Source organism: Phocicoccus schoeneichii (assembly GCF_014635565.1).
Lineage (GTDB): Bacteria > Bacillota > Bacilli > Staphylococcales > Salinicoccaceae > Phocicoccus > Phocicoccus schoeneichii.
On the sequence record NZ_BMDB01000001.1, the window covers coordinates 455,180 to 481,675 of the forward strand.

Sequence of the window (26,496 nt, forward strand, 5' to 3'; positions counted from 1 at the left end):
TTATGACAATTTTGTAATACCGTTTTGTAGCTGATACATTTTATGATAAATTCCTTTTAATGCAATCAGTTCATTATGCGTACCCTTCTCTACAATTTCACCACGATTTAAGACGATAATTTGATCTGCATCTTGGATTGTTGATAATCTATGTGCAATCGCGAGCGTTGTACGGTTTTTACGCATTTTCTCTAGGCTGCGCTGTATTTCCTCTTCTGTTGCAGAGTCGATATTTGCTGTGGCTTCATCTAAAATTAAAATCTTAGGTTCCGTTGCGATTGTTCGAGCAAAAGCTAAGAGTTGTCGTTCACCACTTGAAAAACTACTTCCTTTTTCTGTTACTTTTTGATGATAACCATCAGGGAGTCTTTCAATGAATTTGTCAGCAGAAACAAATTCAGCTGCATATTTCACTTGCTCGAAAGTCATTGTCGGGTGGTAGAGTTTTATGTTTGACTCAATCGTTCCATAAAACACGAATGGATCTTGCAGGACGAGACCAATATTTTTCTTCAGGTTCTCCTTTTTAATTCGTTTTATAGAATGTGAATCAATCAAAATGTCTCCTTTAGTAAATTCATAGAATCTCATGATTAGGTTAATGATAGAACTCTTACCAGATCCAGTGTGTCCTACAAGTGCTACTGTCTCACCTGGTTTCACTTCGAAACTAATATCTTTAAGAACATCCACTTCACCGTCATAACTAAATGTCACATTTTTAAATTCAATATGTCCATCTGTGATTATCTCTGTTTCTTCTTTTTGTGCGGGTTCATGTCGTTCATCGTCCATCAATGTGAACACACGACTTGCTGACACAAGTGCTTGTTGAAGGATATTCAAGTTTTGAGACACTTGATTGATTGGTTCAAAGAATCGTTCCATATATTGAATGAATGCGAACACTACCCCTGCAGTTACTACTGTACTAAAACTCATGACTCCAAAGTAACTTAAGATAATACTGATTGCGATGATGTAGATCATATCGAATGCCGGTCTTAAGAGAAGACCATCGAGTTTAATATTTTTTACGTTGTAATGGTAAAAATTATAGTTCGTTTCTTCAAATTCATCTTGTAATCTTTTTTCTTGGTTAAATGCTTGGATGACGTTCATACCGTCAATAGATTCAGCAATTTTGGCATTGAGTTCTGATAAAAACCCACGTGCTTTACCGAAGTAAATCGCTGAATACTTTCTATAAATAGCAATGATAATGATGATAATCGGTACAAATAAGAATGCAATCAACGCGAGTCTAAAGTCGAGCATAAACATCATTACAAAGCTCGACAGAACCATGAATAGAGCCATCATAAATGTAGAAAGTACCCCGATAAACATGTCTGCGATTGACTGTGTGTCATTGGTCAGTCTTGATACGACACTTCCGCTTGGTACAACATCAAAATACTTCATACCTAAAGTACCGATCTTTTTAAAACTATCTATTCTAAGTTGTTGTATAACTTTAAAAGCAAGTACCTGGAATAAATACGCTTGGAAATATCCGCTTATTACAGCAACTAACTCAACAATGAAAAAGAGTATGATTAGTACACTGATATCTTGCTCTGGAAAGTTCATTGGTGTCAAATAGTTATCTATAAATATCATGACTAAATAAGGGACCATGACTCCAGCTACTGTTGTTAAGACAAGCATTAAGAATGCGAGTGCGATTAATCTTTTATACGGTAATGCATATTTTAATAATCGTATTAAAACACGCATTTGATCTCTAAACGTTAAGTTTACAGTTTCATTATTCATGATCCTCGCCTCCATCCGTCATGACTTCTAAATCATGTTCTAGAGTTTGAATTAAAGACTGAGCCATGAATGTTTCATAATACCACCCTTTATTATTCATTAACTCGTCATGCGTACCCATTTCTACTACCGTACCCTTACTCATTACGATAATTTTATCTGCTTCCATCACTGCACTCATACGATGCGCAGTGATGATATTCGTTTTTCCTTTTCTTAAAGTCTCTAGATTGTTTAGTATGTTTTTTTCCGTTTCTGCATCTACTGCAGATAATGAGTCATCTAAAATTAAAACATCTGGATCCATAATTAATGCGCGAGCAATTGATATTCTCTGCTTTTGTCCTCCTGATAAAGACACGCCACGCTGTCCGACTACTGTATCATATCCATATTGGAATCTTTCAATGTCATGATGAATGTAGCTATTCTTTGCCGCTTCAATAATCTTATCTATTGATAAATCTGGATTCGCGAACGCGATATTATCTTTTATCGTTGTTGAGAACAGGAAGTTTTCTTGCGGAACAATGCCAAACTTTTGACGTAATGTTTGTACATTATATCGACTCAGTGGTTCACCGCCATATGTTACTTCATTTAGTTTATTCGGGTCAAATTCACGTAGTAACAATCGAATTAAACTCGATTTACCTGATCCTGTTTGACCTACAATTCCAACCGTTTCACCTTGTTGTACTGTGAAGTGGACATCTTTTAAAGTAATTGTTTCAGAATCATCAAAACAGAATGTATCAATATTAAATTCAATATCGCCGTCAGGAATACGATCGATTTCATGAGTTACTTTTATTGTATCCTCAGTATTTAAAATGTTTATAATACGATCATAAGATGCATTTCCACGTTGTAATATATTAAAGAACATACCGAGAGCGAGTAATGGCCAAACCATCATACCGAGATATGTAGTAAATGTAACAAGTTGTCCAATCGTTATCTCATCGCTGATTACCATACGTGCTCCAAAGAAAATACTTAGGAAGTAACTGATACCAATGATTGCTGTAATTGTTGGGTTAAATAGGGCATCGACTTTCGCAACACTCAAGTTCTTCTGTACAACATCAGTAGACAGTTCAGTAAAATCATCTAAATCTTCTTTTTCATATCCGAAAGTTTTCGTTACTTTAATACCTGCAATGGATTCCTGTGTTTTATCATTTAATGAAGAGAATGCTGCTTGTGCAACTCTAAATAGTCTATGAAGTATAGAACCGTAATAGCTCGTTAATAAAACCATAAACGGAAGAGGTATCATCGCGATGAGCGTTAACTTTGCATCTACAGTAAGTGCCATTGTGATTAAAACAGCACCTCCGGAAATTAAACTATCCGCAATTGTTAAAATCCCCGCTCCAGCTACCATGTTGACGGCATTGATGTCGTTTGTTGCATGCGCCATGAGGTCTCCAGTTCGATGTTTTTGATAAAAAGCTGGAGACATCGATGCATATTTCTTGAATAATTGACTGCGCAGTTCCATTCCTAGTCTATTTGCTGTTCCAAAGATTAATAATCTCCAGAAGTATCTAAATACATACATTAAAAGCGCAACGACAATGAGGAGTACAACAAGTCCGATGAGTATGTTAACAGTTAATGAGTCTGTTGTAATATAGTCGATTGTACGACCAATGACTTGCGGTGGTACAAGTTGTAACAAAGCAACGAGCAGTAACATGAGTACACCGACTATGTAATGCTTATAGTATGCTTTAAAAAACCAGGCTAAATTTTTATAGACACGCACATTCTTTCCTACTCTCTTCAGTTATCATTTGGTTTATCGTACCATTTTATTTCGAATATTGAAATACTTCTTAGGACCTACAAAAAATAATACACTCCAAAAATATTTTTGGAGTGTACTATATTTACTTGAATTTAACGTCTTGAATATGAACAGCACCTGCTGAGTCTAGTTTGAACCCTGTTGCTTTTCTAGTATTCACACCTACGAAGAACGTATTGTGCATTAAGAATACGCTTTGTCCATCATCTACGATTAATTGTTCTGCTTCTTTATATATGTCAGCACGCTTAGCTTCATCTGTCTCAGAACGTCCTGCGTCAAGTAACTCATCAACTTTATGGTTTGTGTAGAAAATACGGTTACCAGCTGATCCGTGGTTCTTAGAATGGAAGAGTGCATATAGACCATAGTCTGCATCTTGTGTCACTGTCGTCCAACCTAAGATGAACATATCGTGATTCCCTTGAACCAGGTTATCGAGGTATGCACCCCACTCCATTTGTTCAATTGAAACATCGATATTGATTTGTTTAAGTTGCTCTTGGATGTATACTGCTGTGTTGATGATTTGCTCATCTTCGTTCACCCATAAAGTAGTTTTAAAGCCATCAGGTTGTGAAGATTGACTTAGATATTCTTTTGCTTTTTCAATATCATATTCTGCACCAACGAGTTCTTCACTATATCCCCATACTGGTGGCGCGAGTGGTCCTTTTGAAGGTATACCCATTCCGTCAAAGATACCATTCACGATGTCTTCTCTATCAATTGCATAGGCAATTGCTTTTTTGATGTTTTCATCTTGGAATAGTTCTTTTTTGTAGTTCAATCCGAGATATGTTGTACGAACAGAATCTTTCTCGATAATTTCCATGTCTGCGCCACCTTCAATACGTGGCACACTTGCTGTGTCGATGCCTGTTGCAACATCAATTCCACCAGTTTCTAACTCACCTACTCGCGAGCCGTTTTCTGGAATCACTTTAAACGTCACTGTGTTAAAGAAACGTTCGCCATTGTTAAATTCTTCGAATTTTTCAAGAACAACGTTATCCCCAGCAGAACGACTTTGTAGTTTTAAGTGGTTTGTTCCGTCTGGTTCTTGGTTAATGATTTGTCCGATGTTGTTTAACTTACTTGCGTATTCAGCAAATGTTTCACTACCTTCTTCACGTTCAGCGTAGTATGTGTCAAGTGAAAGTCCGAGTCCAGAAGCTTCTAAAGCATTCTCATAGTCTTTATCAATCAATGACTTACTCATGATTCCTGCAGTACTATGTGCTAAGTGACGATCGAGTGGTGCAAATGGCTCTTTGGTCTTGATGTTAAGTTCGTGATCATTCACTACTTCAACATCGTCGATCATCTCAAAAAGGAACTGAACAGAAGCTGCGACGTTTGGGTCTAGAACTCTTGCATATGTAGCTTTCACGTCTTCTGCAGTAAATTCTTGTCCGCTATGGAAAGTTACGCCTTCGCGTAATTTGAAGTTCCATGTATTTTCATCTACCTGCTCCCATTCCGTTGCAAGCCCAGGGACTAACTCTCCGTCCGGATTTTGGTAAATCAATGTTTCATAAATATTCATCCTTACTTGAGCAGACGCACTATCGTTTGAGTTATGTGGGTCTAGTGAAACAACTTCCTTGTCGACGCCTATCACAATGTCTCCTTGTTTTTCACTATCCTCCGCTGACTCGTTACTTTCGTTATTATCGCCTGAACAAGCGACTAATACAAGCACTGATAAAAACAAAATACCGAGTGATAATTTTTTCCAGATATTCATATTGTATCCTCCTATATATAATTACAGTTAATTATATACATGAAAAATTTAAATTCAATAAATATTTAAAAAAATCTGAATTTAATTAATATTTATAAATTAATAAAAGCACTCTGAAAATATTTTCAGAGTGCTTAAAATATTACTTTTTAAGTTTTAATGTTTCGAGTCTTATATCACCTGACGCGTCGACTTCTACTCTATCGAGCTTGTCTGTGTTAATACCTATAGCAAATTGGTTATTGTAAATAAATGCTGCTGGCGATTCTTCAAGTATAATTTCTTGCGCTGTCTTGTATAAATCAAGCCTAATTTCTGGATCCATTTCTTTTCTTGCGTCACGGATCACGTTATCGAACGCTTCGTTATCAAAGTTTGTTCTATTGTTTGCTTCTGTAATTGAAGTTGATTCAAATAATGCGTTAAAGATATAGTCCGCGTCTGCTGTCACTGTTGACCATCCTAAGATGAACATATCGTGCTCACCTTTTTGAAGTTCTTCAAAAAGTGCTGCATATTCATAGTTACGAATTTCCATTTCGATGTTAAGTTCTTTTAACTCTTCTTGAATATAAAGTGCTGTAGAGTTAATTTGAGGGTCTTCGTTAATCCACACTGTTGTCTTAAACCCGTTTGGCATTGAAGATTTACTCATATACTCTTTTGCTTTTCCTATGTCGTAGTCTATGCCTTCAATAGAATCATCGTATCCAAAAACGTTTTTAGCTAAAGGTGTTGTTGCTTTTGTGCCGACACCTTCTAATATTCCATTTACGATATCATCGCGGTTTATGACATAACTGATTGCGAGTCTGATGTTTTTATCATCAAATGGTGCTTTTTTTGTATTGAACCCTAAGTACGTTGTACGAACCGAATCTTTAGTGGCAACTTTTGAGTGGTCGCTGTCCTCTAATAGATTTATTTCAGAAACGTCTAATGCGTTGATGATATCTACACCATCAACTTCTAGTTCACTTACTCGAGAGCTCGGCTCTGGAATTACACGGTAAGTGACATCTTTAAATTCACGTTCGCCGTTATTGAACGCCTCGAACTTTGTAAGTTTGATGTTGTCACCATTTGTTCTAGATACGAATTTTAAATGGTTTGTACCGTCTGGATTCTTTTGAATAAATTCGCCGATGTACTCACCCATCTGTTTAGAGACTTCTCCGAATTCTTCGTCCTTTTTGTCTCTTAACTTATAATACTCATCAACAGTGATATCGAGTCCTGCTTTTTCAATTGCTTGTGCGTAATCTTTGTCAATTGAAGTCTTAGACATAATACTCGACGTATTATACGCAAGATTCGCAGTTAATGGTGCAAATGGATAAGATGTATGAATATTTATTTCATGATTGTTAACAATGTCAATCCTCTCAATCATTTCATACATAAACGATGAACTTGATGCCACTGTTGGATCGAGTCCACGCTCTAGTGAAGCTTTAACGTCTTCTGCAGTAAATTCTTGACCACTGTGGAATACCGTATTTTCTCTTAATTTAAAGTTCCATTCTGTGGGACCGAGTTGTTTAAACTCTGTAGCAAGCATAGGTTCTATTTCTAAGTCTGGATTTTGATAAATAAGCGTTTCATAAATATTTCTTCTGACTTGGCGAGAAGCACTGTCATTTGACCCATGTGGATCGATAGATGAGATGTCTTTATCTACCCCAATAATGATATTTTGATCAATGTTATTTTGTTTATTTGGTTCTTCATTGCTGCATGCTCCAAGTACAAACAGCATTAAAAATAATGTTATGTATGTAAAATTCTTTCTAGTAAACACGATATTCCTCCACTAAACTCTATTTATATTAATTTAATCATAAAAACTGACCTTCAATAAGAGTCAGTTCTAATAATTTTATAGTGGTCAGAAACAAAAAAAGTACCGCCATCTTGACGGTACTTCGTGTCTTACTTTTTTTTCTGATCTTGCATATTTTTATTCATCATCGACATCATTTGATTGATTTTTTTCTGCGACGGTTTTTGACCCATCTGCATCATCATCATTCTGAGCACGTCTTCATTAATTGGTGGATTCTTTTCGAGATAATCCATCATATATTTTCTAGCTAGGAAGAAACCTAGCGCAACACCACCAGCTAACGCTACGATTACAATAATAATCCAAATCCAAGTATCCAAATTGCTCACCTCTTTCACTTTAAACCATTATTAAGTTTACATTAAATATCATTAAATATCAATATTATTTAAGAAAGAAAAACCCCGGTAAAACCGGGGATCACTTGTCTTATTGCTTAATCATTGATACTAGGTTATCAACAGTGTAACCATATTTCTCCATAACTTCGTCTCCAGGTGCACTAGCACCAAATGTATCGATTGTAAGTAGCTTACCATCCATACCAATGAAGCGGTGCCAGCCAAGGCTTGCCGCCATCTCAACCGCTGTTCTATTTTCGATTTGTTTGTTTAATACTGATTCTACATATTCTTTGTCTTGAGCTAAGAATGTTTGAACGTCAGGAATTGAAGCAACTTTAATGTTTACACCTTCAGCGTGTAGTTTTTCTGCTGCGTTGATAGCAAGTGGTACTTCACTACCTGTTGCAAATACAATTGCATCGTCCCCTTGGTCATATGCAATGTATCCACCTTTACGCACACCCGCTTCAACCACATCTTCATTAACATCAATCACTTCGATGTCTTGACGTGTTAACACTAGAGCTGTTGGTGTATTCTTAGACTCTAAAGCTACTTTCCAAGCTACACGTGTTTCGTTACCATCTGCTGGACGAATCACTTTTAAGTTTGGAATTGCACGGAGTCCTGCTAACTGCTCAATTGGCTCGTGTGTTGGACCGTCTTCACCAACAGCAATTGAGTCATGAGTGAATACATAAGTGACAGGAAGACCCATTAATGCACTGAGTCTAACTGCTGGTTTTAAGTAGTCACTGAATACGAAGAATGTGCCGACGTATGGGAATACTCCACCATGTGCTGCCATACCATTCGCTGCAGCCGCCATCGCAAATTCACGTACACCAAACCAGATGTTACGACCTTTGTAGTTGTCTTTAGAGAAGTCATCTTCGTCCACTACATTTGTTTTATTGGATGATGCCAGGTCTGCTGCACCACCGAATAGAGTTGGTACAGTCTTAGATAACTCTTGAATCATGTCGCTTGAATTACCACGTGTTGCTTTTTTAGTACCTACTTCGTATTTTGGTAGATTATTAGCATAGTCTTCAGCTAACGTACCTTCAATTCCATCCTTAAGTTGTTTGTATCGCTCAGGATGTTCAGCTTTGTAATCTTCCATTAACTTGTTCCACTCTGCTTCTTTTTCACTACTTCTAGAAGAAAGGGTTTCGTTAAATCTGTCGTAAACAGAATCTTCAACGTGGAATTCTTTACCTGAATCTAAACCGTAGTTTTCAAATGCAAGTACACGCTCATCGCTACCAATTGGCGCACCGTGTGCAGCACTCTTACCACCTTTGTTTGGTGAACCATACCCAATAACAGTCTTAATTTCAATCATTGATGGTTGGTTGGTTTCTTTAGCTTTTTCAATTGCCTGATCGATATCAACTAAGCTATTTCCATCTTCTACTAATTGATAGTGCCAACCGTAAGCTTTGAATCTCTCTTCAATCTTTTCAGAGAAACTCATAGAAAGATCACCATCAAGTGATATATCATTTGAATCGTATAATACGATTAACTTATCGAGCTCTAAGTGACCAGCAAGAGATGCCGCTTCATGAGAAATACCTTCCATTAAGTCACCATCTGAAGCGATTACGTAAGTGTAATGGTCAACTACATTATACTTGTCAGTATTGAACTGAGCGGCAAGGTGTTTTTCAGCCATTGCCATACCTACACTCATTGCGAACCCTTGTCCAAGTGGACCAGTCGTAATTTCAACACCATCTGTGTATCCGTATTCTGGGTGTCCTGGTGTTTTTGAATTATATTGTCTGAAGTTCTTTACTTCATCCATTGGTAAGCTTCCTGATAAGTGAAGCAAACTATATAAAAGCATTGATCCGTGTCCTGCACTTAGGACGAATCTATCTCTATTAAACCAGTCTACTGATTTTGGGTTAAAGTTTAGATGGTTTTTCCATAGTGAATACGCCATCGGAGCTGCACCCATAGGAAGTCCGGGGTGTCCTGAATTTGCTTTTTCAATCGCATCAATAGATAATGCTCTTATTGTATTTACTACTAATTCGTCTGTTTTATCAAAGCTCATTTAATAAGTTCTCCTTTAAAGATGTTTGTTTTTCTCTTGAATTTCTTTGATTTTTTCTGGGGTAACATCGTTACCTTCTGGGTCGATAACTTTGGTTTGTTCGATCTGTTTTTTAAATGAATTTCTAAAATTAGTCAGAAACTCTTTTCTAAGTTTTGTGAGCTCTTCGAGTTCATCTTTATTAATTTTTTGATCTCTCTTCTTTTTTGCGAGTTCATTTAAACGATCTAACTGTTCTTTCTCTAACATAATCTCCCCACCCTTCTATATAAATTTACCATAAAAATAAGCACCAGGCTAATGTTCCTAGTGCTTATTTCGAATTTATTCATATATATTTTATTCATTATTTACTTGTGACTTGGCTCAGTACTTTTACAGTAATTTCTGAGTTGATGTTCTGTATATGTTCGTCGGTCATTCCAAAGATTTGTGTCATTCCACTTAGGGCGTCTGTAGAATGTGTGTTCCCCGTAAAATAGAAGTCAATGTATAGATAAATGCTTAATAGAAGCATTAACAGCGCAATACTAGTAACAGTGAATTGTTCTTGCTTTGTCATAATATTCATCTCCCGAACGTTTGTTTGTATTTATAATATACTAGAACAGATGTTCGTTGTCAACAAAAACACGAACAAATGTTTGATTGTTGATTTCATGTATGGTACGATTAAATTAATAAAAATCTGGGGGCACTAAATATGAAAGAACTCACAGCGAGACAAAAAGAAATTCTTGATTTTATAAAACTTACAGTAAATAGTCAAGGGTACCCACCAAGTGTTAGAGAAATTGGAAATGCGGTTGGCTTACAGTCAAGTTCTACTGTTCATGGTCATTTAAATAATCTTGAGGAAAAGGGTTATATCAGACGCGACCGTACAAAGCCACGTGCGATTGAAGTAGTGTCACCTGAGGATGAATTAACAACACCAGTGATTCATGCACCAGTGCTTGGGAAAGTTACAGCAGGTCTTCCGATCACTGCAATTGAGAACGTCGAAGAATACTTCCCACTACCTGAACATTTCACAACTGGTCATAACAGTGAAATATTCATTTTAAATGTAGTTGGAGATAGTATGATCGAAGCTGGTATACATGACGGAGACAAAGTGATTGTTAGAAAGCAAAATATCGCACACAATGGTGAAATCATTGTCGCAATGACAGCCGATGATGAAGCAACTGTAAAACGTTTCTACAAGGAAAAAGGTTATTACAGACTTCAACCTGAAAACAGCACCATGGACCCTATCCTAGTTGATTCAGTAACAGTACTTGGTAAAGTTGTTGGATTATTTAGAGAAATGTAAAATTAAAAGCGCATATGCGCTTTTTTTGTTTTCAAATGATTTCACTAGGGTAAAATATACACTGATAAAAATTTAGGAGATGGTTCACTTGAGTCAATTGCGAGAGGTTGCAAAATTTGCATTCGCATATACTGGCGTGGTAGTTGGAGCGGGGTTCTCTACTGGTCAGGAAGTTATACAATTCTTTACAAACTACGGATTGTACAGTTTCGTAGGTACTTTTATAGCAGGACTTCTTTTAGTCTTTGTTGGTAGACAAACCGCAAAGATAGGTTCTATCTATCACGTAGAATCTCATGAAGTTCCTCTCGATAAGCTTTTCGGACACACAGCAGGTAAAATAATAGACTATGTACTTTCTTTCTTCATGTATGGACTTGCTGTAATTATGATTGCAGGTAGTGGTGCAAACTTAAACGAAGGTTTTGGTGTGCCAGTTGCAATAGGATCTATTCTTACAATTATTTTAGTTCTTGTTACATTACTTATGGATTTCGATAAAATTATGAATGTCTTAGGTTCAGTCACGCCTATATTACTAATTATGGTTGTGATTATGGTAATTACGAACCTAGTAGTTGCAGATACTTCTTTTACAGAAGCAGCAACACACGCAGATATTAGTAGAACACCAAATGGTGTTTGGTGGTTTGATGCCATTGTATACATGGGTCTACAAATGGGAGTCGCATTTAGTTTCTTAGCATTAATGGGTTCTGATGCAAACAAACATGAAATTGCAAAAAAAGGATCATTATTAGGTGGTCTTATTGTTTTAGTACTTGTAGTATTAATGAACGGATCACTACTCACTGTTCTAGAAGAAGCAAACCAAATGTCTATTCCAGCACTCGTTATGGCGAACAACGTTCACCCCATTTTCGGTACATTATATTCTATATTAATCATCGCACTAATTTATAATACAGTTGTCGGATTAATGTACGGTTTCCTAGCAAGATTTACAACACCTAGATCTAGAAATTATAAGATTATGCTCATTGTTTCATTAATTGTTGCATATATCTTCACGTTCATCGGATTCGTTGATCTCGTAAACATGTTCTACCCAATCTTTGGTTATCTCGGAGCACTACTCGGTCTTGCACTTGCAATATTATGGGTACGTAAGAAAATTCAAAGAAGCTAAAAAACAATAAAAAAGCCAAGCTTCCTTAAATGAAAGCTTGGCTTACTTTTTATCATGTCCCACAAGTTGTATTAAAGTTATGGTCTGTCGGTTGTTTTAAATATTCTGGTACACGGTCGTTAAATGGTTTCGTTATAAACTTCTCTAACTCATGCATTTTGCTATAATCACCTTCTAATGCAAGCTCTATTGCTGCATTAACTGAATGATATCTTGGGACAAATGATGGATTCACACTCTTCATGAGTTCATAGTCTGGTGTATAGTCACCATAATCAGGTGTAAAGTCCAGCTTCTTTAATGCTAACTGTCTGAACGTATTTGTGTAATCGAGTTTTTTATCTTCAATTTGTTTTAAGAAGTCTAATACAATACCTCTGTCATCATCATTCGTATAGTCAAAGTCATTGATACCTATCTTTTCTCCCATCAACATGAACCAGTGATTTAGATAATACGTTCCAAATCTGTCTAATATTTTTTGAAGTACTTCAACCGCTTCATCTTCAGTATCAAATAGTTGAACAAGAGATTCTCCAAGTTTTCCTAAATTCCAATGCATTATACTTGGCTGATTATTAAATCTATATCGACCATTCACATCAATTTCACTGAACCACTGATTTGGATCATACGTCTCTAAAAACGCACATGGACCAAAGTCAATTGTGTCTCCTGAAATCAGTACATTATCTGTATTCATTACACCGTGGATAAACCCAACAGACTGCCATTTTGCGACAAGCTCTGCTTCTTTACGTACAACCATATCAAAAAACATTTCATATTTTTCTTCATGATTGGTGAGATATGGATAATGTCTTTCAATCGCATAGTCTACGATTTTTTGAAGTTCATCTTTCCCTTTTAATGCAGCAAGTTGAATCGTACCTACCCTTATATGACTACTTGCTACACGAATAATTACGCCTGATTTCTTTTCAGTTCCGCGCTCGATTGAATCCTCTAACTCTAAAATCGCTAAGCTACGAGACGTCGGAATATGAATGTTATACATAAACTCAGAATAAATATATTCCTTTAACACAGCTTCTAAAGGTGCACGGCCATCACCATTTCTACTGTACTTTGTTGTACCGCTACCTTTTAACGCAATATCAAAACGCTCACCATCAACGACACGTTCACCTAAAATATGTGCGCGACCGTCACCTAAGATAACTGGGGAACCAAACTGGTGACCCATATAACTCTGAGAAAATGTATTTTCATCGAACGTTAAAATATCTTCCACTTTGTCTAGATTAAGTTTTCTCATCAGCGAGTGATTCAAGAGATCTATTTTCTTAACTTTTAGATCTGGTTGATTCACACTATAAAACACATCTGGTAAGTCCAAATATGTGTATTCAAAATTCATAACTACACCTCATTTATGTTCTAACTCAATTGTAAAATAAAAAAGCTTTGTAACATAGTACAAAGCTTATAATGTGTCTTCAATATATTCACCTTTAGCTGCAAATTGTCCAAATACACATAATAAAACACCCATAATCAGGAATATAAAGTTAGTGATATTCGAGGAGTTTGTAATATCAAATACGAGTCCCATAAATAAAGGTCCTAATGCAGCGAACATATAACCAATGGACTGTGAAAAACCGGATAAGGCGATACTTCCATGATATGTTTTTGCTTTGACAGAGAAGAAAGTCATACATGCACTGAATGCAGCGCCAATACCTGCTCCAGAAATTAATACACCTAAAAGTAAAACAATATTATTCTCTATGAATAGTAAGCTAAATCCTACAATAAAACATCCTAAGATTATATACATCGGAATCGTTTGATCTTTAACTCTCGCCACAAATTGTGGGAAGAAGAAAGCGATTGGGATTTGAAGAAACTGACTAAACATGAAGAAGTATCCGGCTATATCTGGTGTTAATCCACGTTCAACGAGTAAACTTGGTAACCATGCGACAATACAGTAGAATACCATGGATTGCATGGCAAAGAGCATTGCTATCGACCATACCATACGACTTTTAATGAGTGTTTTAATCTTAATATTTGGTTCACTCAGTGTTTCATTATTATCTTGTACCTGTGCTAAATTTTTGTTTAGTTCTCTAGTCCAAACGAGTATCGTGATGACGACTAAAACAGCCCAAATGCTGAGCGATAATTTATATCCAAACGATGACATTGTAGACAACGGAACTGATAATCCTCCTCCTACTCCTGCCATACCATTCATTGTAGCTCCGTAAAGTCCTGTGACAAGCCCGACTTGAAGTGGGAATTTAAGCTTTACGAGTCCAGGAATCGTTACGTTACCTATAGCAATACCAATGCCAAGGAGTCCTGTCCCAAGTAGGAATAATTCAATACCACCAAGTGTACGTACAAGGATACCGACTAAAATAATAATGAGTCCGTAGAATACTGTCCATTCAATGCCAATTTTATTTACAATTCTAGGTACAAATGGTGAGACGATCCCAAATAAAAGTAAAGGAATCGTCGTGAGTAATCCAGCAACTGTATTGGAGATTAAGAGGTCGTCTTTAATTAATTCAACAATTGGTCCAACTGACGTAATTGCTGCACGTAAAATTGATGCAACGAGAATAATACCAATAACTTGTATCCATCTTTGCCTTAAACTCGTACTTAAATTAGAGTGAATTCTAATCTCCTCCAAAATTTATTTAATGTGGGAAAGTGATGCTTCAATTGTCGTTTTCTCAGTTGCTACTATCGTCGCGACAAAGCTGATTAAACCAATAATTAAGAAAATAATTATATTCATATTTGTTGAGTTAAATAGGTCAAATAATAGTCCCATTAGAATTGGTCCTATTGCTGCAAAAATATACCCTACAGATTGAGCAAATCCACTCATACCAATACTTCCACTATGTGTTTCTGCTTTTAATGCAAATAGAGCCATACATGAACTAAAGCTTGCACCAATACCTGCTCCAATAAGTAGCATTGCAATAAATAAGAGTATTGCATTTGTCGTAAAGAATAGTAAGAAACCAAATAAGAAAAATGCGCCAATTAAGTAAGCGATAATTTTTTGATTCTCTAACTTAGCAATTAGCATTGGGAATACAAATGTTGTGGGAATGACAATGAGTTGCAACGCCATGAAGTAATATCCTGCTGCGTGTAGAGAAATCCCTTTATCTACTAACATCGTTGGTGCCCAAGCCACTAAGCTATAGAAGATGATTGATTGACCACCAAATAGAGCTGTGATTGCCCAAACAAGTTTAGACTTTGCAACGTTTTTAAATGTAAATTTATTACCTTCACGATTAACAACAAATCTTGCTAATGTCTTCGGATTTAAGAATAATTGTCTTATCCATACAATGAGTGCAACAAGTGCGAGTGCTGCCCAAATACCTAGACCAAATTTATACCCATGTTCTGAGCTGTGTGAAATAGGCACAGCAAATCCACTTCCGAGCCCTGAAACAAGGTTCATCGTCGTACTGTAAATCCCTGTGATGATACCAATCTGGAACGGGAATTTTAACATAACGAAACTTGGCATAGCCACGTTTGTAAATGTAATTCCAATAGCAATAAGTATTGTACCAGTAATAAACATGTTAATATCGCCCATCACTCTGATTAACAGTCCTAAAAATATTAAAATAATTGCTATAAATACTGTATGCCTAAGTGATGACAATTGTACGATTCTAATTACGTATGGAGATACAAGTCCGAAGATAATTAATGGAATAGTTGTAAGTAATCCTGCTACTGTGTTTGAAATCATTAAATCTGCTTTAATATCTCCCATTAATGGGCCAACAACAGTTAGAGGTACGCGCATCATTGTTGCGATAAGTATAATACTAATTAAAAATTTCCATTGACCAAGTATAGGTCGATCACTCAATTGGTTATCTAAGCTGTTCATTTATGTCCTCCTTTTATATTAAATACAAAAAAGAACTAAGCAACACGTGTTGCTTAGCTCTTATAAAGTCTTACAATTACTGAAGAGCTAGTGAATTATAGAGTAATTCTTGTACCTGCTTTACCTTCAAGTGCATCTACTGCGTCTTCTAAAGCACAGATGATTGCAACTTTACCAGTTTTAGCAAATTCAACAGCTGCTTGGATTTTTGGTAACATAGATCCAGCAGGGAACTGATCGTCAGCAATATGTTTTTCAGCTTCTTCTACTGTGATATTTTCAAGTCTTTCTTCGTTTTCTTTACCCCAGTTAATGTAAACGTTGGATACGTCAGTGAGCATCATGAATACATCAGCATCAGATTGTTCCGATAGTTTAAGTCCAGAGCGGTCTTTGTCGATTACAGCTTCAACACCGTGGATTTCGCCGTTTTCGTCTCTCCATACTGGAATTCCGCCACCACCAGATGAAATTACGATTGAACCTGCATCTGATAATGTTTTAATCTCGTCTACACCATGAATTACTTTTGGTTCTGGTGAAGGTACTACTCTGCGGTATCCGCGTCCAGCGTCTTCTGCCATGTTGAAACCTTGTTGTTCCATTTCTCTAGCTTCTTCTTCTGTGAAGAATACACCGATTGGTTTAGTTGGGTTATCGAAAGCTTTGTCGTCTTTGTCAACTTCAGCCATAGTAAGTAAAGTTACTACGTTTGTGTCGTTTCCAGCTTCTCTTAATTTGTTTTTAAGTGCTGTTTCAAGCATGTAACCAATCATACCTTGTGATTCAGCGTTGTTCACGAAGATTGGCATAGGCGTGATTTTATCTTTCGCTGCTTCGTTTTGAGCGATGATGTTACCTACTTGGGGTCCGTTACCGTGAGTTACGATAATGTCGTGACCTGCTTTTGTGATGTTTACCATTGAGTCAGCTGCACTTACAACGTTACCATATTGGTTTTCGAAGTTGGGATGTTGACCTGGTCTTAAGATCGCGTTTCCACCTAAAGCTAAAACTACTTTTTTACCCATTTTTAATTCACTCCTGATTTAAAGTTTTGTATATTCCATACAATGTGTCTAGTCCTGATGAAGAACCAAGTGCTTTCAATGCATTCATTGTTTCTACACTAGGGTTACGCTGTAATGCTGTAACTCTAGAGCTAAATATTTCTTTTAAAGCAAGTAGAATAAATGCTTTTGATACCATTGTTGTTAGATTCTCGTTATAGAGTCGTTCAATTAAACTATAACTTCTATCATCAATGAATTTATCGAGCGCATCAGCATATAGTATGCCAGATAAAATATCATCTCCTGTTGGAGTGAGTCCTTTACCTCGTCCAACAAAATATCTTAATGTTGTTTCAAGTTCTGGACTGTAGTTCTTTAGTCCATCAAGCAATTTTTTCATTTTCAAATCATCGAAATCAGAATTTTGATAACTTGAGAAATCAATGTGCTTAAAATTTTCTCTTAGCTGATTAAGATCTGCTAAATGAAAGTCAAAGTCTGGTCTAAATTCTTCAACCTGATTTAACATGATTGAATAATTTTTGTGTCTGATTTCTTGTCGGTTGATTGTAATTTTATCATGTGGTTTTGATTTTGTAACTACTTCTTTGACACTGTACTGGTCAAGAGTGATGCCAAATGGAAAGTATCCATTCTTATCTGTACCAATGAACAAGAGTGTTCCAGTCTTATTGACAAGATTCACACCATTATTAAAAACAGAGTGGATTTTAAGTTCCCGCTCTGTTTTTAAAAGGTGCAGTGCGGCAGAACCCGCCACACTAGCAGTGTATAACATTACTCCATACCAAGTTTTTTAGCGTATGCTGTAATTGCTTTTTCGAAAGCTTCCATCGGAGGGTTTACTGTACCTGCACCAATTTGACCACGACCAGCGACTTTGTTTGCAATACCAGTGTTAATTACTGGAAGAATTCCTGTTTCAACTACTAAGCGTGCGTCAATTCCTGTAGGAGCGCCTTTGAAGTTCCAAGTTGGAATGATCCAGTTAGGGTTTTCTGCAATTGTGATTTCAGCCATGTCGTTTGAAGTTTCAAGTGCATCGTTGAATCCACCCGTTCCTACGAAACGAGTTACTGCAGGAGCGGCGATCATAGCCATACCACCAACACCGATTGTTTCAGTGATTGCTGAGTCACCCATATCTGGGTTAGCGTCATCTTCTGAAAATCCAGTGAAGTATAGACCTTGCGGTGTGTTCACTGGACCTGTGAACCATTCGTCACCCATACCAGCGATACGGATTCCGAACTCATGTCCGTTACGGCACATTGCAGTTACAATTGTACCTGATTGAATTTCATTACGTGCAGTGTCAGTCATAACTTTACCTGCAGCCATTGCAATGTTTAAGAAGAATTGGTCAGTGTCGGCTAAGAACTGAATTACATCTTCTTTATCTTTTTGATCTACGTCTTCTAAAGCCGTAATGATTGGAGCTAAGTCACGTAAGAATGCATATGAAGCAGCAATATTACGTTGGTGGAATTCGTCACCCATAGCAATTGCACGAGCAATCGCACCGTTAACGTTCATTCCGCCTTCAATTTTTCTTAATGCTTTAGATAATACTGGACCTAAAACATCACGTTGCCATTCTAATCTTTCGATTACTTGTGGACCGAATGCACCGAAACGTAATACCGCACCGATACCTTCGTTTAGAGTACAATATGCTGTATTATTTTCAGTTTCATTGCTTGTATCTTTAACAACTAATACTGGGAAGTTAGCTGAAGTGATACCACCCATTGGTCCAACACCGTTTACATGGTGGAATGGTACAAAACGAATTTCGTCATTTTCTAACATTTTACGTGCGTCTTCTTCGTTATCTGCCCATTTTTCGAAAAGAATCGCACCTACACATGAACCTTGCATTGGATCCGACATTTGGTCGAAACGGATTGGGGGTCCTGCGTGTAATAATGTTTTCGTGTTTTCATCGTTAAGTTCAGGAATTACTGATTTTGCTGGTACAACGTCCATAAGTGTTGGTTGTGTTGAAATCATTCTTTGAACTACTGCTTCGTTTGCTTCATCAATTGTTTTGAATCCCATTATTAAATGTCTCCTTCGTAGTGATTTAAGAACTGAAGTACTTTCATTAATTCTTCGTTACCACCTGCTGATGGTCTCCAGTTGAATTGTACGTAATCGACTTCTTGGTCAACTAGTGCTTCTGTGAAACCTTCTAAACCAATGTTAATTACTGAAAGTTCTCCTGAAATTAAGTCTTTTAAGCTGTCTGCAACTGTAAGATCTTCATTTGTTTTATCAAATGATTTTACTTCTCTTACTGGTTGCTCAACTTTTTCACCAATTAAGTTAAGTGCAGTACGAACCATTTGGTCGTTTGTATCACAGATTACTGCACCAGCACCTTCTAAGATACGACGTTGTGAGTCATAACCTTGTACGTCTTTGTCTGTACCTACTACTGTTGCGAGAACTACTACTTCTTGGCCAGCGTCTTTCTTAGCTGCAAGGAATTTTTCGATTGCTGGAGCAAGTTGTGCTGCCATGTTTTTGTGTGAACCATATCCAAGTACGTTGTCTAAAAGTACAACTGCGATTTCATCGTCTGATGCAGCTGATTCTAGAGCTTTTAGTCTGTTTGCTGGGTCGATCATTGGGTGTGGTGTACCTTGAGTGTACATGTCATCACCTAGGTCAATGATTTGGTGGTGTTCACTCTTATATACGAATGCTTCGTCTTCAGCAGATTCTTCACCAGTTGCATGTTTGATTAACATCGCAGCTTCAGTTGCTAACGTACCACCTGAGTAGAATCCACGGATTCCAACTTGTTTGTCATTAAAGTTCGCTGTAACGTCTTCTTTGATTGATGGTTCGAATGAAACTTCTTCACCTTTAGATTTTTGTAAAGCAGCAATTGCTGTTTCTTCTAAAGTATATGCGTGGAAAATGTTTTCTTCAGTATATTCTGGAGTGTCACCTAGGTAAAGAACAACTACTGGTTTGTCTAATGAACGTAGTACGCTATTTACTTTATCTTGAATTGCTTCTGACGAAGGTTTAGACAATACAGTGATTACGTCTACTGATGGGTCACTGTTTAATGCTTTGATAGCGTCGATCATAGTGATTGCGCCGATAGCATCTTTAAGGTCACGACCACCCGTACCGATAGCGTTAGTTACGCCGCCACCTAAACGGTCGGTAATTGTAGTTACTTCTTGGATACCTGTACCAGAAGCACCAACTACACCAATGTTACCTTTGTTGATTATGTTTGTGAATGCAAGAGGCGTACCATTGATTACACCAGTACCAGCATCAGGACCCATTACGAGTAATCCTTTTTTGTGTGCAGTTTCTTTAAGTTTACGCTCATCTTCTACAGAAACGTTGTCTGAGAACATGAATACGTTTAGGTTGTTATGAAGTGCGTTCATACCTTCCATAGCCGCGTATTGACCTGGTAAAGAAATCAGTGCAACGTTAGGCTCTTTAGCGATTGTTAAAGCTTTTCTCCAGTTATTTGCTTCTACTTCTTCCTCGTCATCTGCGCCACCAGCAAGTTCTGAATCAACTAAAGCTGAAATCTCTTCTACTTTAGATTCATCATCAGTGTCAACAACGATAACGATGTCGTTAGCACCAGCTTCTCTCATTTCTTCAGTATCAAAACCACCACCAGCAAGGATATCTTTGTTTGCTGGAGTTGCCATCATAGCTTGTGCTTTGTTTACACCCTCAACTTCGTTTAATTTGTTAGATAATAACATCAAAACGATTGAGTCTTGATAAGTGTTTGGTTTAGTAATTGTGTATAACATTATGTGCCTCCATATTTATATTATTCAGCAAATTTATTTTTGCCGTGGTATCGATCGTAATGAACATCATCACTGATTAAATATTCATAGATGTCATCAACAATTTCAATTCCACCAGCTTCATCGTACTTTTTAGCACGTAGTAATCCGCGTTCACCTGGGTAATAGATTTCCCCATAACCTGGTGCTGCAGGTTGTTCTTTAAGCTCATCAAGCATTGTGCTGATTTGCTTTTTAAACAACTCTAAATCTGTAAAATAGCGTGGATTAATTACAATGTGTAATTGACCAAGGTCACGTCCTTTAGTTAAATCATGATACATTGACGAGACATGTTTACCAAATGGTAATCCGAGTAAGCTACCTGAAAGTACGTCTACCATCATCATTAAGCCGTAACCTTTTGGTCCAGCAGCTGGTACAAGAGCATGTACATCTCTTGAATCGGTTGTTGGTTCACCTTTATCATTTACAGCCCATGTATCAGGGATTTTTTCACCTTTACTTCTAGCATCAAGAACTTTACCCCACGCCTGAACAGTAGTTGCCATATCAAATGTGATGATACGATCATCGTTTGATGGCGCACTGAATGCGATTGGGTTCGTTCCGAAATATGCTTCAGTACCACCAAATGGTACAACCATAGGATCTGATTGGCATACTGATAAAGCCACCATGTCTTTTTTACCAGCCATCTCAGTGAAATATCCGAGTGCACCGCTGTGAGACATGTGCTTAATACCTACTACTGCTACACCATTTTCTTCAGCAATTTCTATTGCTTTTTCCATAGCGTAACGTGCTGCTTCATGACCTGCTCCGTTATCTGCATCTAAGATTGCAGATGTTGGTCCAGTTTTTTCAAATTTGTACTCTGGATTGTTAGTGATTCCGCCTTTAGCAATACGTTCAGCATAGTACTCAACACGGACAGCACCGTGAGAGTGAATCCCACGGTGGTCAGCCCATACAAGTACATCTGCCATAGCATTAGCAGTTTCTTCATTTACGCCAGCTTTAACAAATTTATTCTTCATGAGTTCAAATAATTTTGTTTGTTCTACGTGCACTGAATACACCTACTTATTAATATAATCGGTCAGATTCTAAGAAATTTACAATGTCTTCTGGTATTGGAATTCCATCTTTGTCGTACTCTTCTTTTACAGCATTCATTAGTTCACCAGGATAGTATACTTGGTCAAATCCAGGTGCTGGTTTTTGATCGTGTAATTCTTGAACCATTTGTTCCATCTTTTCAATTAATGCATCTTTAGATGAGAAGAAATCAGGGTTAATTACAATGTGTAATTGACCTAAGTTTCTGTACTCAGATAAATCTGCATACATTGATGAAACGTGCTTACCGAATGGTAATCCAAGTAATGATCCAGCAAGAACGTCTACCATCATCATAAGTCCGTAACCTTTAGGACCTGCAACTGGTAAAAGTGCGTTAACTTCCCAAGGATCTGTTGTTGGTTTACCGTCTTTGTCTACCGCCCAAGTGTCAGGGATTTCTTTATTCTTACTTCTTGCATCGAGAATTTTACCCCAAGCTTGAACTGTTGTTGCCATATCGAAAACGATTGGCTTATTACCTTCAGCTCTAGGTGCTCCGAAAGCAATCGGGTTAGTACCAAAGTAAGGTTCAGATCCACCAAATGGTACAACCATTGGGTCAGATTGTACTACTGATAAAGCTACCATACCTTTTTCAGCTGCTTTTTCAACGTAGTAACCAATCGCACCTGAGTGAGAAAGTCTAGACATTCCCACTACTGCTACACCATTTTCTTCAGCCATTTCTATAGCTTTTTCCATAGCTTCATGTGCTACATATGTTCCTTTAGCGTTATCACCGTGGAAAATCGCTGTCGAAGGACCTGTTTTTTCCCATTTAAATTCTGGGTCGTTGTTAAATCCACCTTTGGCTTGTCTTTCTGAGTAGTACTGCATTCTCACAGAACCGTGAGAGTGAATACCACGTTCGTCAGCCCACAGTAATACATCTGCGGTACGATCTGCAAATTCTTCTTTCATACCATTTGCGATAAATTTTTGTTTGAATAACTCTCTTAATTTATCAGCAGGTACTCTAACTAGTTTTTCTGACATCGAATCCCTCCCTTTGACTTTAATTTAAAATTATAGTTCGATATCTCTGTTTGCATCTTTAGAGTAGATGTAAGAGAATTCTTCATCTAATCCAACTGCGTAAGTTGCTTGTGGAGTGTAAGCTGCCATAAAGATGTAATCACCTTTATCTACTGGCATCCATTCGTTGTCTAAGTTATAAACACCACGTCCTGAAAGTACGTATGCACCGTGCTCTTGTACGTGTGTTTCAATGTAACCATGTGAAGCACCTGGTTTAAATGAAAGGATGTGGATGTTCATGTCATAAGCAAGGTCTGCTGGTAAGAAGTCTGTAACTTGAACTTCTTCCATGCCTTCGTATGCTTTCCAAGTAAGGTCGTTTTTATTTCCAGATATTACTTCTGGTTGGCCAACACCTTTAGCTTCTTGGTAACGTTTTTTGTAAAGGAATACTCTTGAATCTTCACCTTTATTGTTGTTCACGAAAGTCATTTCTAAGTGAGGTGGTGCATATACATATCCACCTTCAGTTAATTCATACTCTTTTCCGTCAACAGTAACTGTGATATTTCCGTATACTACATAGATGAATGTTTGAATTCCGTTTCCACCAAAACCTTGAGTGTTTCCACCATTGTTTTTAAGTGTAACTAGATAGTCAACAAAACGTGCACCGATTCTTGGTGAACCTAAGATTGTGATGTCGCAGTCGTCAAATCCTGGTACGACGTTATTTACTAAGCCGTCTGGAGTTAAAACAGCATAATTATCTTTTTTTACTACTGATCTAAGTTCTAATAGGCCTTCTCTGTAGCCTTGTTGATGGTTTAAGTAACCCATTTATATATCCCCCTAAAAGTTTTAAAAATTTAATAAAACAATTTTTTAATTAATAAGCAAGTTTGTAGATTGATTGAGCAAGTACTTCAATACCGCGAACTAAGTCTTCGATATTTGTTTCTTCTTCAATGTTGTGTGAAATACCACCGATTGAAGGAACGAAAATCATACCAGTTGGTACGAACTCAGCAAAGATTTGCGCGTCGTGTCCAGCACCTGACGGCATAACTTTGTAGCTGTCTCCAGCAAATTCTTTAGCAGACTCTTCGATAGTTTTGATGATTTCATCATCCATTAATGATGGTGATTCATCCATCCAAAGGTTAATGTCTACTTCCATACCATATTTTCCAGCAATTTCTTTAATAGTAGATTCTACAGTTTCACCAAATTTGTTAAGTTCTTCTTGGTCAATGTGGCGAGTGTCTACAGAGAATTCAACTTCTCCTGGAACTACGTTTACTGTGTTTGGTACTGGCGTAACGTGACCGAATGTTAATACGAGAGGGTCACCGATTTCTTTCGCTTTACCTACTAAGTTTTGTACGATTTCAGAGAATGCAACTACTGTATCTTTACGGTAGCCCATTGGAGTTGTACCTGCGTGGTTTGCTTGACCTTTGAGGTTGATAGTGTAACGTTTTTGACCAACGATACCAGTTACAACACCGATTTGTTTTTTCTCGAGTTCTAGTACTTGACCTTGTTCAATATGAATTTCTAAGAATGCTTTGATGTCATTTCTTACCTTGTCATCTGAACGGAAATCAAACCCTGATTCTCTCATTGCGTCTACGAATTTTACGCCTTCCGCATCAACGATATCTTCAACATCTTTGTTGTCTTGAAGGTTAAAGAAGTTTTTAGAACCCCAGAATGTGTAAGGGAATCTGCTTCCTTCCTCTTCAGCAAGTGATAATACTTCAATTGAACGTTTTGGTTGTCCGTATTTTTCTTTAAGATAAATTGCTGCAGTTAGTGCTGCTAAAATACCGTATTGTCCATCTAAGTGTCCACCACGTGCAACTGTGTCAATATGAGATCCTGCCATGATTGTTTCTTCTGGTTTTTCAGAACCTTCGATACGACCAGTGATGTTACCAATGCTGTCTTTTTTTACTTCAAAACCGTTTTCTTCAAATTCAGCGATAAGTGCTTGAACAGCTTCTCTCCACTCAGGAGAATATAGAAGACGAGTTATTCCTCGTGGCTCTAATCCACCAAAACTAGTAAATTTCTCATCTAATCTTTCAAAAGTAGAACGAATATCCATCGTTTTTGCTCACTCCTTTTATAGTTATATACAATTATACGCTTGATAAGTATTAACCTCATTGACACTTTCAACAAACCCATACCCTGCTTTTATCTACTTTAGACAAAACCAAGACAATTTTTTGTGATTAAGATAAAATAAACAAAAGAAAGAGGTTATATTAATGAAATCAGCAGAACATACTATTTTTGAAAACGAACAATATTCTTTGAACGGAACTTTTTTTAAGTCTAAAAACGAACATTCTAATAAAACGATTGTATATTTTCATGGTGGTGGGCTTATTTTTGGTACTAAGAACGATTTACCGAATGAGTATGTAAACCTCATCACTGAAGAATTTAATTTGTTTAGTGTTGCCTATCGCCTTGTGCCTGAGTCTGACTTAAATGATATTTTTGAAGATCTTACTCACATTTATAACTACACTAAGAAGAATTTTACAGATGAGATTTATGTACTTGGCCGAAGTGCTGGTGGATATTTATCTTATTTATTCAGTAAACATTTTGAAGTATCAGGTGCATTTATTTTATATGGTTATTACGACTTCACACATAGAGATTTCATGAGTTTACCAAAAGACCAAGTGAAGTTTGCACCGATGTTGAGTAGCTCAATTGAAAAACAAAACGTGAAGTTCGAGGTTATAACAGAAGCATTACCAAATCCAAGATTCTTACTCTATCTCTACTACCGCAATGAATCTTTATGGCAAAAAAAATTAGGTGTAAATTTAGAAGATAATAAGTACTTCCTCACTGATGAGGACCTTAAACACATGCCAAAAACCGTACTCGTCCATGCGAATAATGATCCAGATGTACCGTTTGATTATAGTAAACACGCATCTACACTTATTCCAGATTGTAAATTTATAGAATTAGATAAAAACACGCATGACTTCGATCAGACTGTTACTGATGAAACATTACAAATTTATAGGGAAGCATTAGAATTTTTAGCATGAGTAAAAAGCGCTGCAGAAGCAGCGCTTTTTTTATCGTTTGGACTTCGGTTTGCAGTGGTACATGATTTTAGATAATAAACGTCATGTATACTTAAATTTCGTTGTAACCACATGATGTTTGTGTGTTGATCGTAATGTGGAATTTATTGATCTTGAAAACCACGTTACGATTGGCCCTTAATCATGTCGTGGAATCTTGAATTCTTGAAAACCATGTTACGATTAGCTCTTAATCATGTCGTGGAATCTTGAGTTCTTGAAAACCACGTTACGATTAGCTCTTAATCATGTCGTGGAATCTTGAATTCTTGAAAACCACGTTACGATTAGCTCTTAATCATGTCGTGGAATCTTGAATTCTTGAAAACCACGTTACGATTAGCTCTTAATCATGTCGTGGAATCTTGAATTCTTGAAAACCACGTTACGATTAGCTCTTAATCATGTCGTGGAATCTTGAATTCTTGAAAACCACGTTACGATTAG

General features: G+C 37.0%; 22 protein-coding genes. 3 read left to right on the forward strand and 19 right to left on the reverse strand.

The annotated features are described in order from the left end of the window. The 8 genes from IEU51_RS02475 to IEU51_RS02510 all read right to left on the reverse strand — a co-directional run bounded on the left by IEU51_RS02475 (nucleotide 1) and on the right by IEU51_RS02510 (nucleotide 10,165). Nucleotides 1-1,779 carry an ABC transporter ATP-binding protein gene (locus IEU51_RS02475; RefSeq protein ID WP_186087324.1) on the reverse strand — a complete coding sequence of 593 codons (1,779 nt, stop codon included), beginning with the start codon at nucleotides 1,777-1,779 and terminating at the stop codon, nucleotides 1-3. Next, the gene (locus tag IEU51_RS02480; RefSeq protein WP_186087321.1) at nucleotides 1,772-3,553 is read right to left on the reverse strand and encodes an ABC transporter ATP-binding protein; all 1,782 of its coding nucleotides are present in this window, start codon (nucleotides 3,551-3,553) and stop codon (nucleotides 1,772-1,774) included. The genes IEU51_RS02475 and IEU51_RS02480 overlap by 8 nt, the downstream gene beginning before the upstream one ends. A 124-nt stretch (nucleotides 3,554-3,677) precedes the next feature. Further along, a complete protein-coding gene (locus tag IEU51_RS02485) occupies nucleotides 3,678-5,345 on the reverse strand; it encodes a glutathione ABC transporter substrate-binding protein (protein ID WP_186087318.1) in 1,668 nt (555 codons plus the stop codon). A 142-nt stretch (nucleotides 5,346-5,487) separates the two neighbouring features. Then, nucleotides 5,488-7,146 (reverse strand): ABC transporter substrate-binding protein, encoded by a 1,659-nt coding sequence (locus IEU51_RS02490; protein ID WP_188349264.1) that lies wholly within the window; start codon nucleotides 7,144-7,146, stop codon nucleotides 5,488-5,490. Nucleotides 7,147-7,277: 131 nt separating this feature from the next. Beyond that, entirely contained in the window at nucleotides 7,278-7,511 is a 234-nt protein-coding gene (locus IEU51_RS02495) for a YneF family protein (protein WP_186087312.1), read from the reverse strand. Nucleotides 7,512-7,620: 109 nt separating this feature from the next. Beyond that, on the reverse strand, nucleotides 7,621-9,603 hold the full coding sequence (gene tkt / locus IEU51_RS02500; protein ID WP_186087309.1) for a transketolase: 1,983 nt from the start codon (nucleotides 9,601-9,603) through the stop codon (nucleotides 7,621-7,623). Nucleotides 9,604-9,618: 15 nt separating this feature from the next. Next, nucleotides 9,619-9,852, reverse strand: coding sequence for a DUF896 domain-containing protein (locus IEU51_RS02505; RefSeq protein ID WP_186087306.1), 234 nt, complete (start codon nucleotides 9,850-9,852; stop codon nucleotides 9,619-9,621). Between the two features lie 97 nt (nucleotides 9,853-9,949). Beyond that, nucleotides 9,950-10,165, reverse strand: a complete 216-nt coding sequence (locus IEU51_RS02510) for a hypothetical protein (RefSeq protein WP_186087304.1) — start codon at nucleotides 10,163-10,165, stop codon at nucleotides 9,950-9,952. Between the two features lie 141 nt (nucleotides 10,166-10,306). Here IEU51_RS02510 and lexA point away from each other — a divergent pair, with 141 nt between their 5' ends. Both lexA and IEU51_RS02520 read left to right on the forward strand, forming a co-directional pair. Continuing rightward, complete coding sequence (gene lexA / locus IEU51_RS02515) at nucleotides 10,307-10,921, forward strand: transcriptional repressor LexA (RefSeq protein WP_186087301.1); 615 nt, start codon at nucleotides 10,307-10,309, stop codon at nucleotides 10,919-10,921. 88 nt (nucleotides 10,922-11,009) lie between these two features. Beyond that, nucleotides 11,010-12,071 carry a YkvI family membrane protein gene (locus IEU51_RS02520; protein WP_186087298.1) on the forward strand — a complete coding sequence of 354 codons (1,062 nt, stop codon included), beginning with the start codon at nucleotides 11,010-11,012 and terminating at the stop codon, nucleotides 12,069-12,071. Nucleotides 12,072-12,123: 52 nt separating this feature from the next. Here the strand turns inward: IEU51_RS02520 and IEU51_RS02525 are convergent, their stop codons facing one another. From IEU51_RS02525 to allC, 11 genes are all read right to left on the reverse strand, one after another. Further along, nucleotides 12,124-13,452 (reverse strand): protein adenylyltransferase SelO family protein, encoded by a 1,329-nt coding sequence (locus IEU51_RS02525; RefSeq protein ID WP_186087295.1) that lies wholly within the window; start codon nucleotides 13,450-13,452, stop codon nucleotides 12,124-12,126. 66 nt (nucleotides 13,453-13,518) lie between these two features. Then, nucleotides 13,519-14,745 (reverse strand): CynX/NimT family MFS transporter, encoded by a 1,227-nt coding sequence (locus IEU51_RS02530; protein ID WP_186087292.1) that lies wholly within the window; start codon nucleotides 14,743-14,745, stop codon nucleotides 13,519-13,521. A 3-nt stretch (nucleotides 14,746-14,748) separates the two neighbouring features. Next, entirely contained in the window at nucleotides 14,749-15,984 is a 1,236-nt protein-coding gene (locus IEU51_RS02535) for an MFS transporter (RefSeq protein WP_186087289.1), read from the reverse strand. A gap of 95 nt (nucleotides 15,985-16,079) precedes the next feature. Further along, a complete protein-coding gene (gene arcC, locus IEU51_RS02540) occupies nucleotides 16,080-17,015 on the reverse strand; it encodes a carbamate kinase (protein ID WP_186087286.1) in 936 nt (311 codons plus the stop codon). A 7-nt stretch (nucleotides 17,016-17,022) separates the two neighbouring features. Continuing rightward, entirely contained in the window at nucleotides 17,023-17,796 is a 774-nt protein-coding gene (locus IEU51_RS02545) for a DUF2877 domain-containing protein (RefSeq protein WP_186087284.1), read from the reverse strand. After that, nucleotides 17,796-19,079: a YlbE family protein gene (locus tag IEU51_RS02550; protein ID WP_186087281.1), complete on the reverse strand. Its 1,284-nt coding sequence runs from the start codon at nucleotides 19,077-19,079 to the stop codon at nucleotides 17,796-17,798. The genes IEU51_RS02545 and IEU51_RS02550 overlap by 1 nt, the downstream gene beginning before the upstream one ends. 2 nt (nucleotides 19,080-19,081) lie before the next feature. Next, nucleotides 19,082-20,821, reverse strand: coding sequence for an acyl-CoA synthetase FdrA (fdrA, locus tag IEU51_RS02555; RefSeq protein ID WP_186087278.1), 1,740 nt, complete (start codon nucleotides 20,819-20,821; stop codon nucleotides 19,082-19,084). A gap of 20 nt (nucleotides 20,822-20,841) precedes the next feature. Further along, a complete protein-coding gene (gene allD, locus IEU51_RS02560; protein WP_186087276.1) occupies nucleotides 20,842-21,894 on the reverse strand; it encodes an ureidoglycolate dehydrogenase in 1,053 nt (350 codons plus the stop codon). Nucleotides 21,895-21,910: 16 nt separating this feature from the next. After that, on the reverse strand, nucleotides 21,911-22,942 hold the full coding sequence (gene allD, locus IEU51_RS02565; RefSeq protein ID WP_186087273.1) for an ureidoglycolate dehydrogenase: 1,032 nt from the start codon (nucleotides 22,940-22,942) through the stop codon (nucleotides 21,911-21,913). 30 nt (nucleotides 22,943-22,972) lie between these two features. After that, nucleotides 22,973-23,764, reverse strand: coding sequence for a (S)-ureidoglycine aminohydrolase (gene allE / locus IEU51_RS02570; RefSeq protein WP_186087271.1), 792 nt, complete (start codon nucleotides 23,762-23,764; stop codon nucleotides 22,973-22,975). A gap of 49 nt (nucleotides 23,765-23,813) precedes the next feature. Further along, nucleotides 23,814-25,037, reverse strand: coding sequence for an allantoate deiminase (allC, locus tag IEU51_RS02575; protein ID WP_186087268.1), 1,224 nt, complete (start codon nucleotides 25,035-25,037; stop codon nucleotides 23,814-23,816). 166 nt (nucleotides 25,038-25,203) lie between these two features. Between allC and IEU51_RS02580 the strand changes: the two genes are divergently transcribed. Then, a complete protein-coding gene (locus tag IEU51_RS02580) occupies nucleotides 25,204-26,010 on the forward strand; it encodes an alpha/beta hydrolase (RefSeq protein ID WP_186087265.1) in 807 nt (268 codons plus the stop codon). Nucleotides 26,011-26,496: the final 486 nt, after the last annotated feature.

Excerpts from the sequence above, each read along its gene's own strand:
- IEU51_RS02475 (WP_186087324.1), bottom strand. The coding sequence starts at position 1,779 with ATGAATAATGAAACTGTAAACTTAACGTTTAGAGATCAAATGCGTGTT.
- IEU51_RS02485 (WP_186087318.1), bottom strand. The coding sequence starts at position 5,345 with ATGAATATCTGGAAAAAATTATCACTCGGTATTTTGTTTTTATCAGTG.
- tkt (WP_186087309.1), bottom strand. The coding sequence starts at position 9,603 with ATGAGCTTTGATAAAACAGACGAATTAGTAGTAAATACAATAAGAGCA.
- IEU51_RS02505 (WP_186087306.1), bottom strand. The coding sequence starts at position 9,852 with ATGTTAGAGAAAGAACAGTTAGATCGTTTAAATGAACTCGCAAAAAAG.
- IEU51_RS02510 (WP_186087304.1), bottom strand. The coding sequence starts at position 10,165 with ATGACAAAGCAAGAACAATTCACTGTTACTAGTATTGCGCTGTTAATG.
- lexA (WP_186087301.1), top strand. The coding sequence starts at position 10,307 with ATGAAAGAACTCACAGCGAGACAAAAAGAAATTCTTGATTTTATAAAA.
- IEU51_RS02525 (WP_186087295.1), bottom strand. The coding sequence starts at position 13,452 with ATGAATTTTGAATACACATATTTGGACTTACCAGATGTGTTTTATAGT.
- IEU51_RS02535 (WP_186087289.1), bottom strand. The coding sequence starts at position 15,984 with ATGAACAGCTTAGATAACCAATTGAGTGATCGACCTATACTTGGTCAA.
- arcC (WP_186087286.1), bottom strand. The coding sequence starts at position 17,015 with ATGGGTAAAAAAGTAGTTTTAGCTTTAGGTGGAAACGCGATCTTAAGA.
- IEU51_RS02545 (WP_186087284.1), bottom strand. The coding sequence starts at position 17,796 with ATGTTATACACTGCTAGTGTGGCGGGTTCTGCCGCACTGCACCTTTTA.
- IEU51_RS02550 (WP_186087281.1), bottom strand. The coding sequence starts at position 19,079 with ATGGGATTCAAAACAATTGATGAAGCAAACGAAGCAGTAGTTCAAAGA.
- fdrA (WP_186087278.1), bottom strand. The coding sequence starts at position 20,821 with ATGTTATACACAATTACTAAACCAAACACTTATCAAGACTCAATCGTT.
- allD (WP_186087273.1), bottom strand. The coding sequence starts at position 22,942 with ATGTCAGAAAAACTAGTTAGAGTACCTGCTGATAAATTAAGAGAGTTA.
- allE (WP_186087271.1), bottom strand. The coding sequence starts at position 23,764 with ATGGGTTACTTAAACCATCAACAAGGCTACAGAGAAGGCCTATTAGAA.
- allC (WP_186087268.1), bottom strand. The coding sequence starts at position 25,037 with ATGGATATTCGTTCTACTTTTGAAAGATTAGATGAGAAATTTACTAGT.
- IEU51_RS02580 (WP_186087265.1), top strand. The coding sequence starts at position 25,204 with ATGAAATCAGCAGAACATACTATTTTTGAAAACGAACAATATTCTTTG.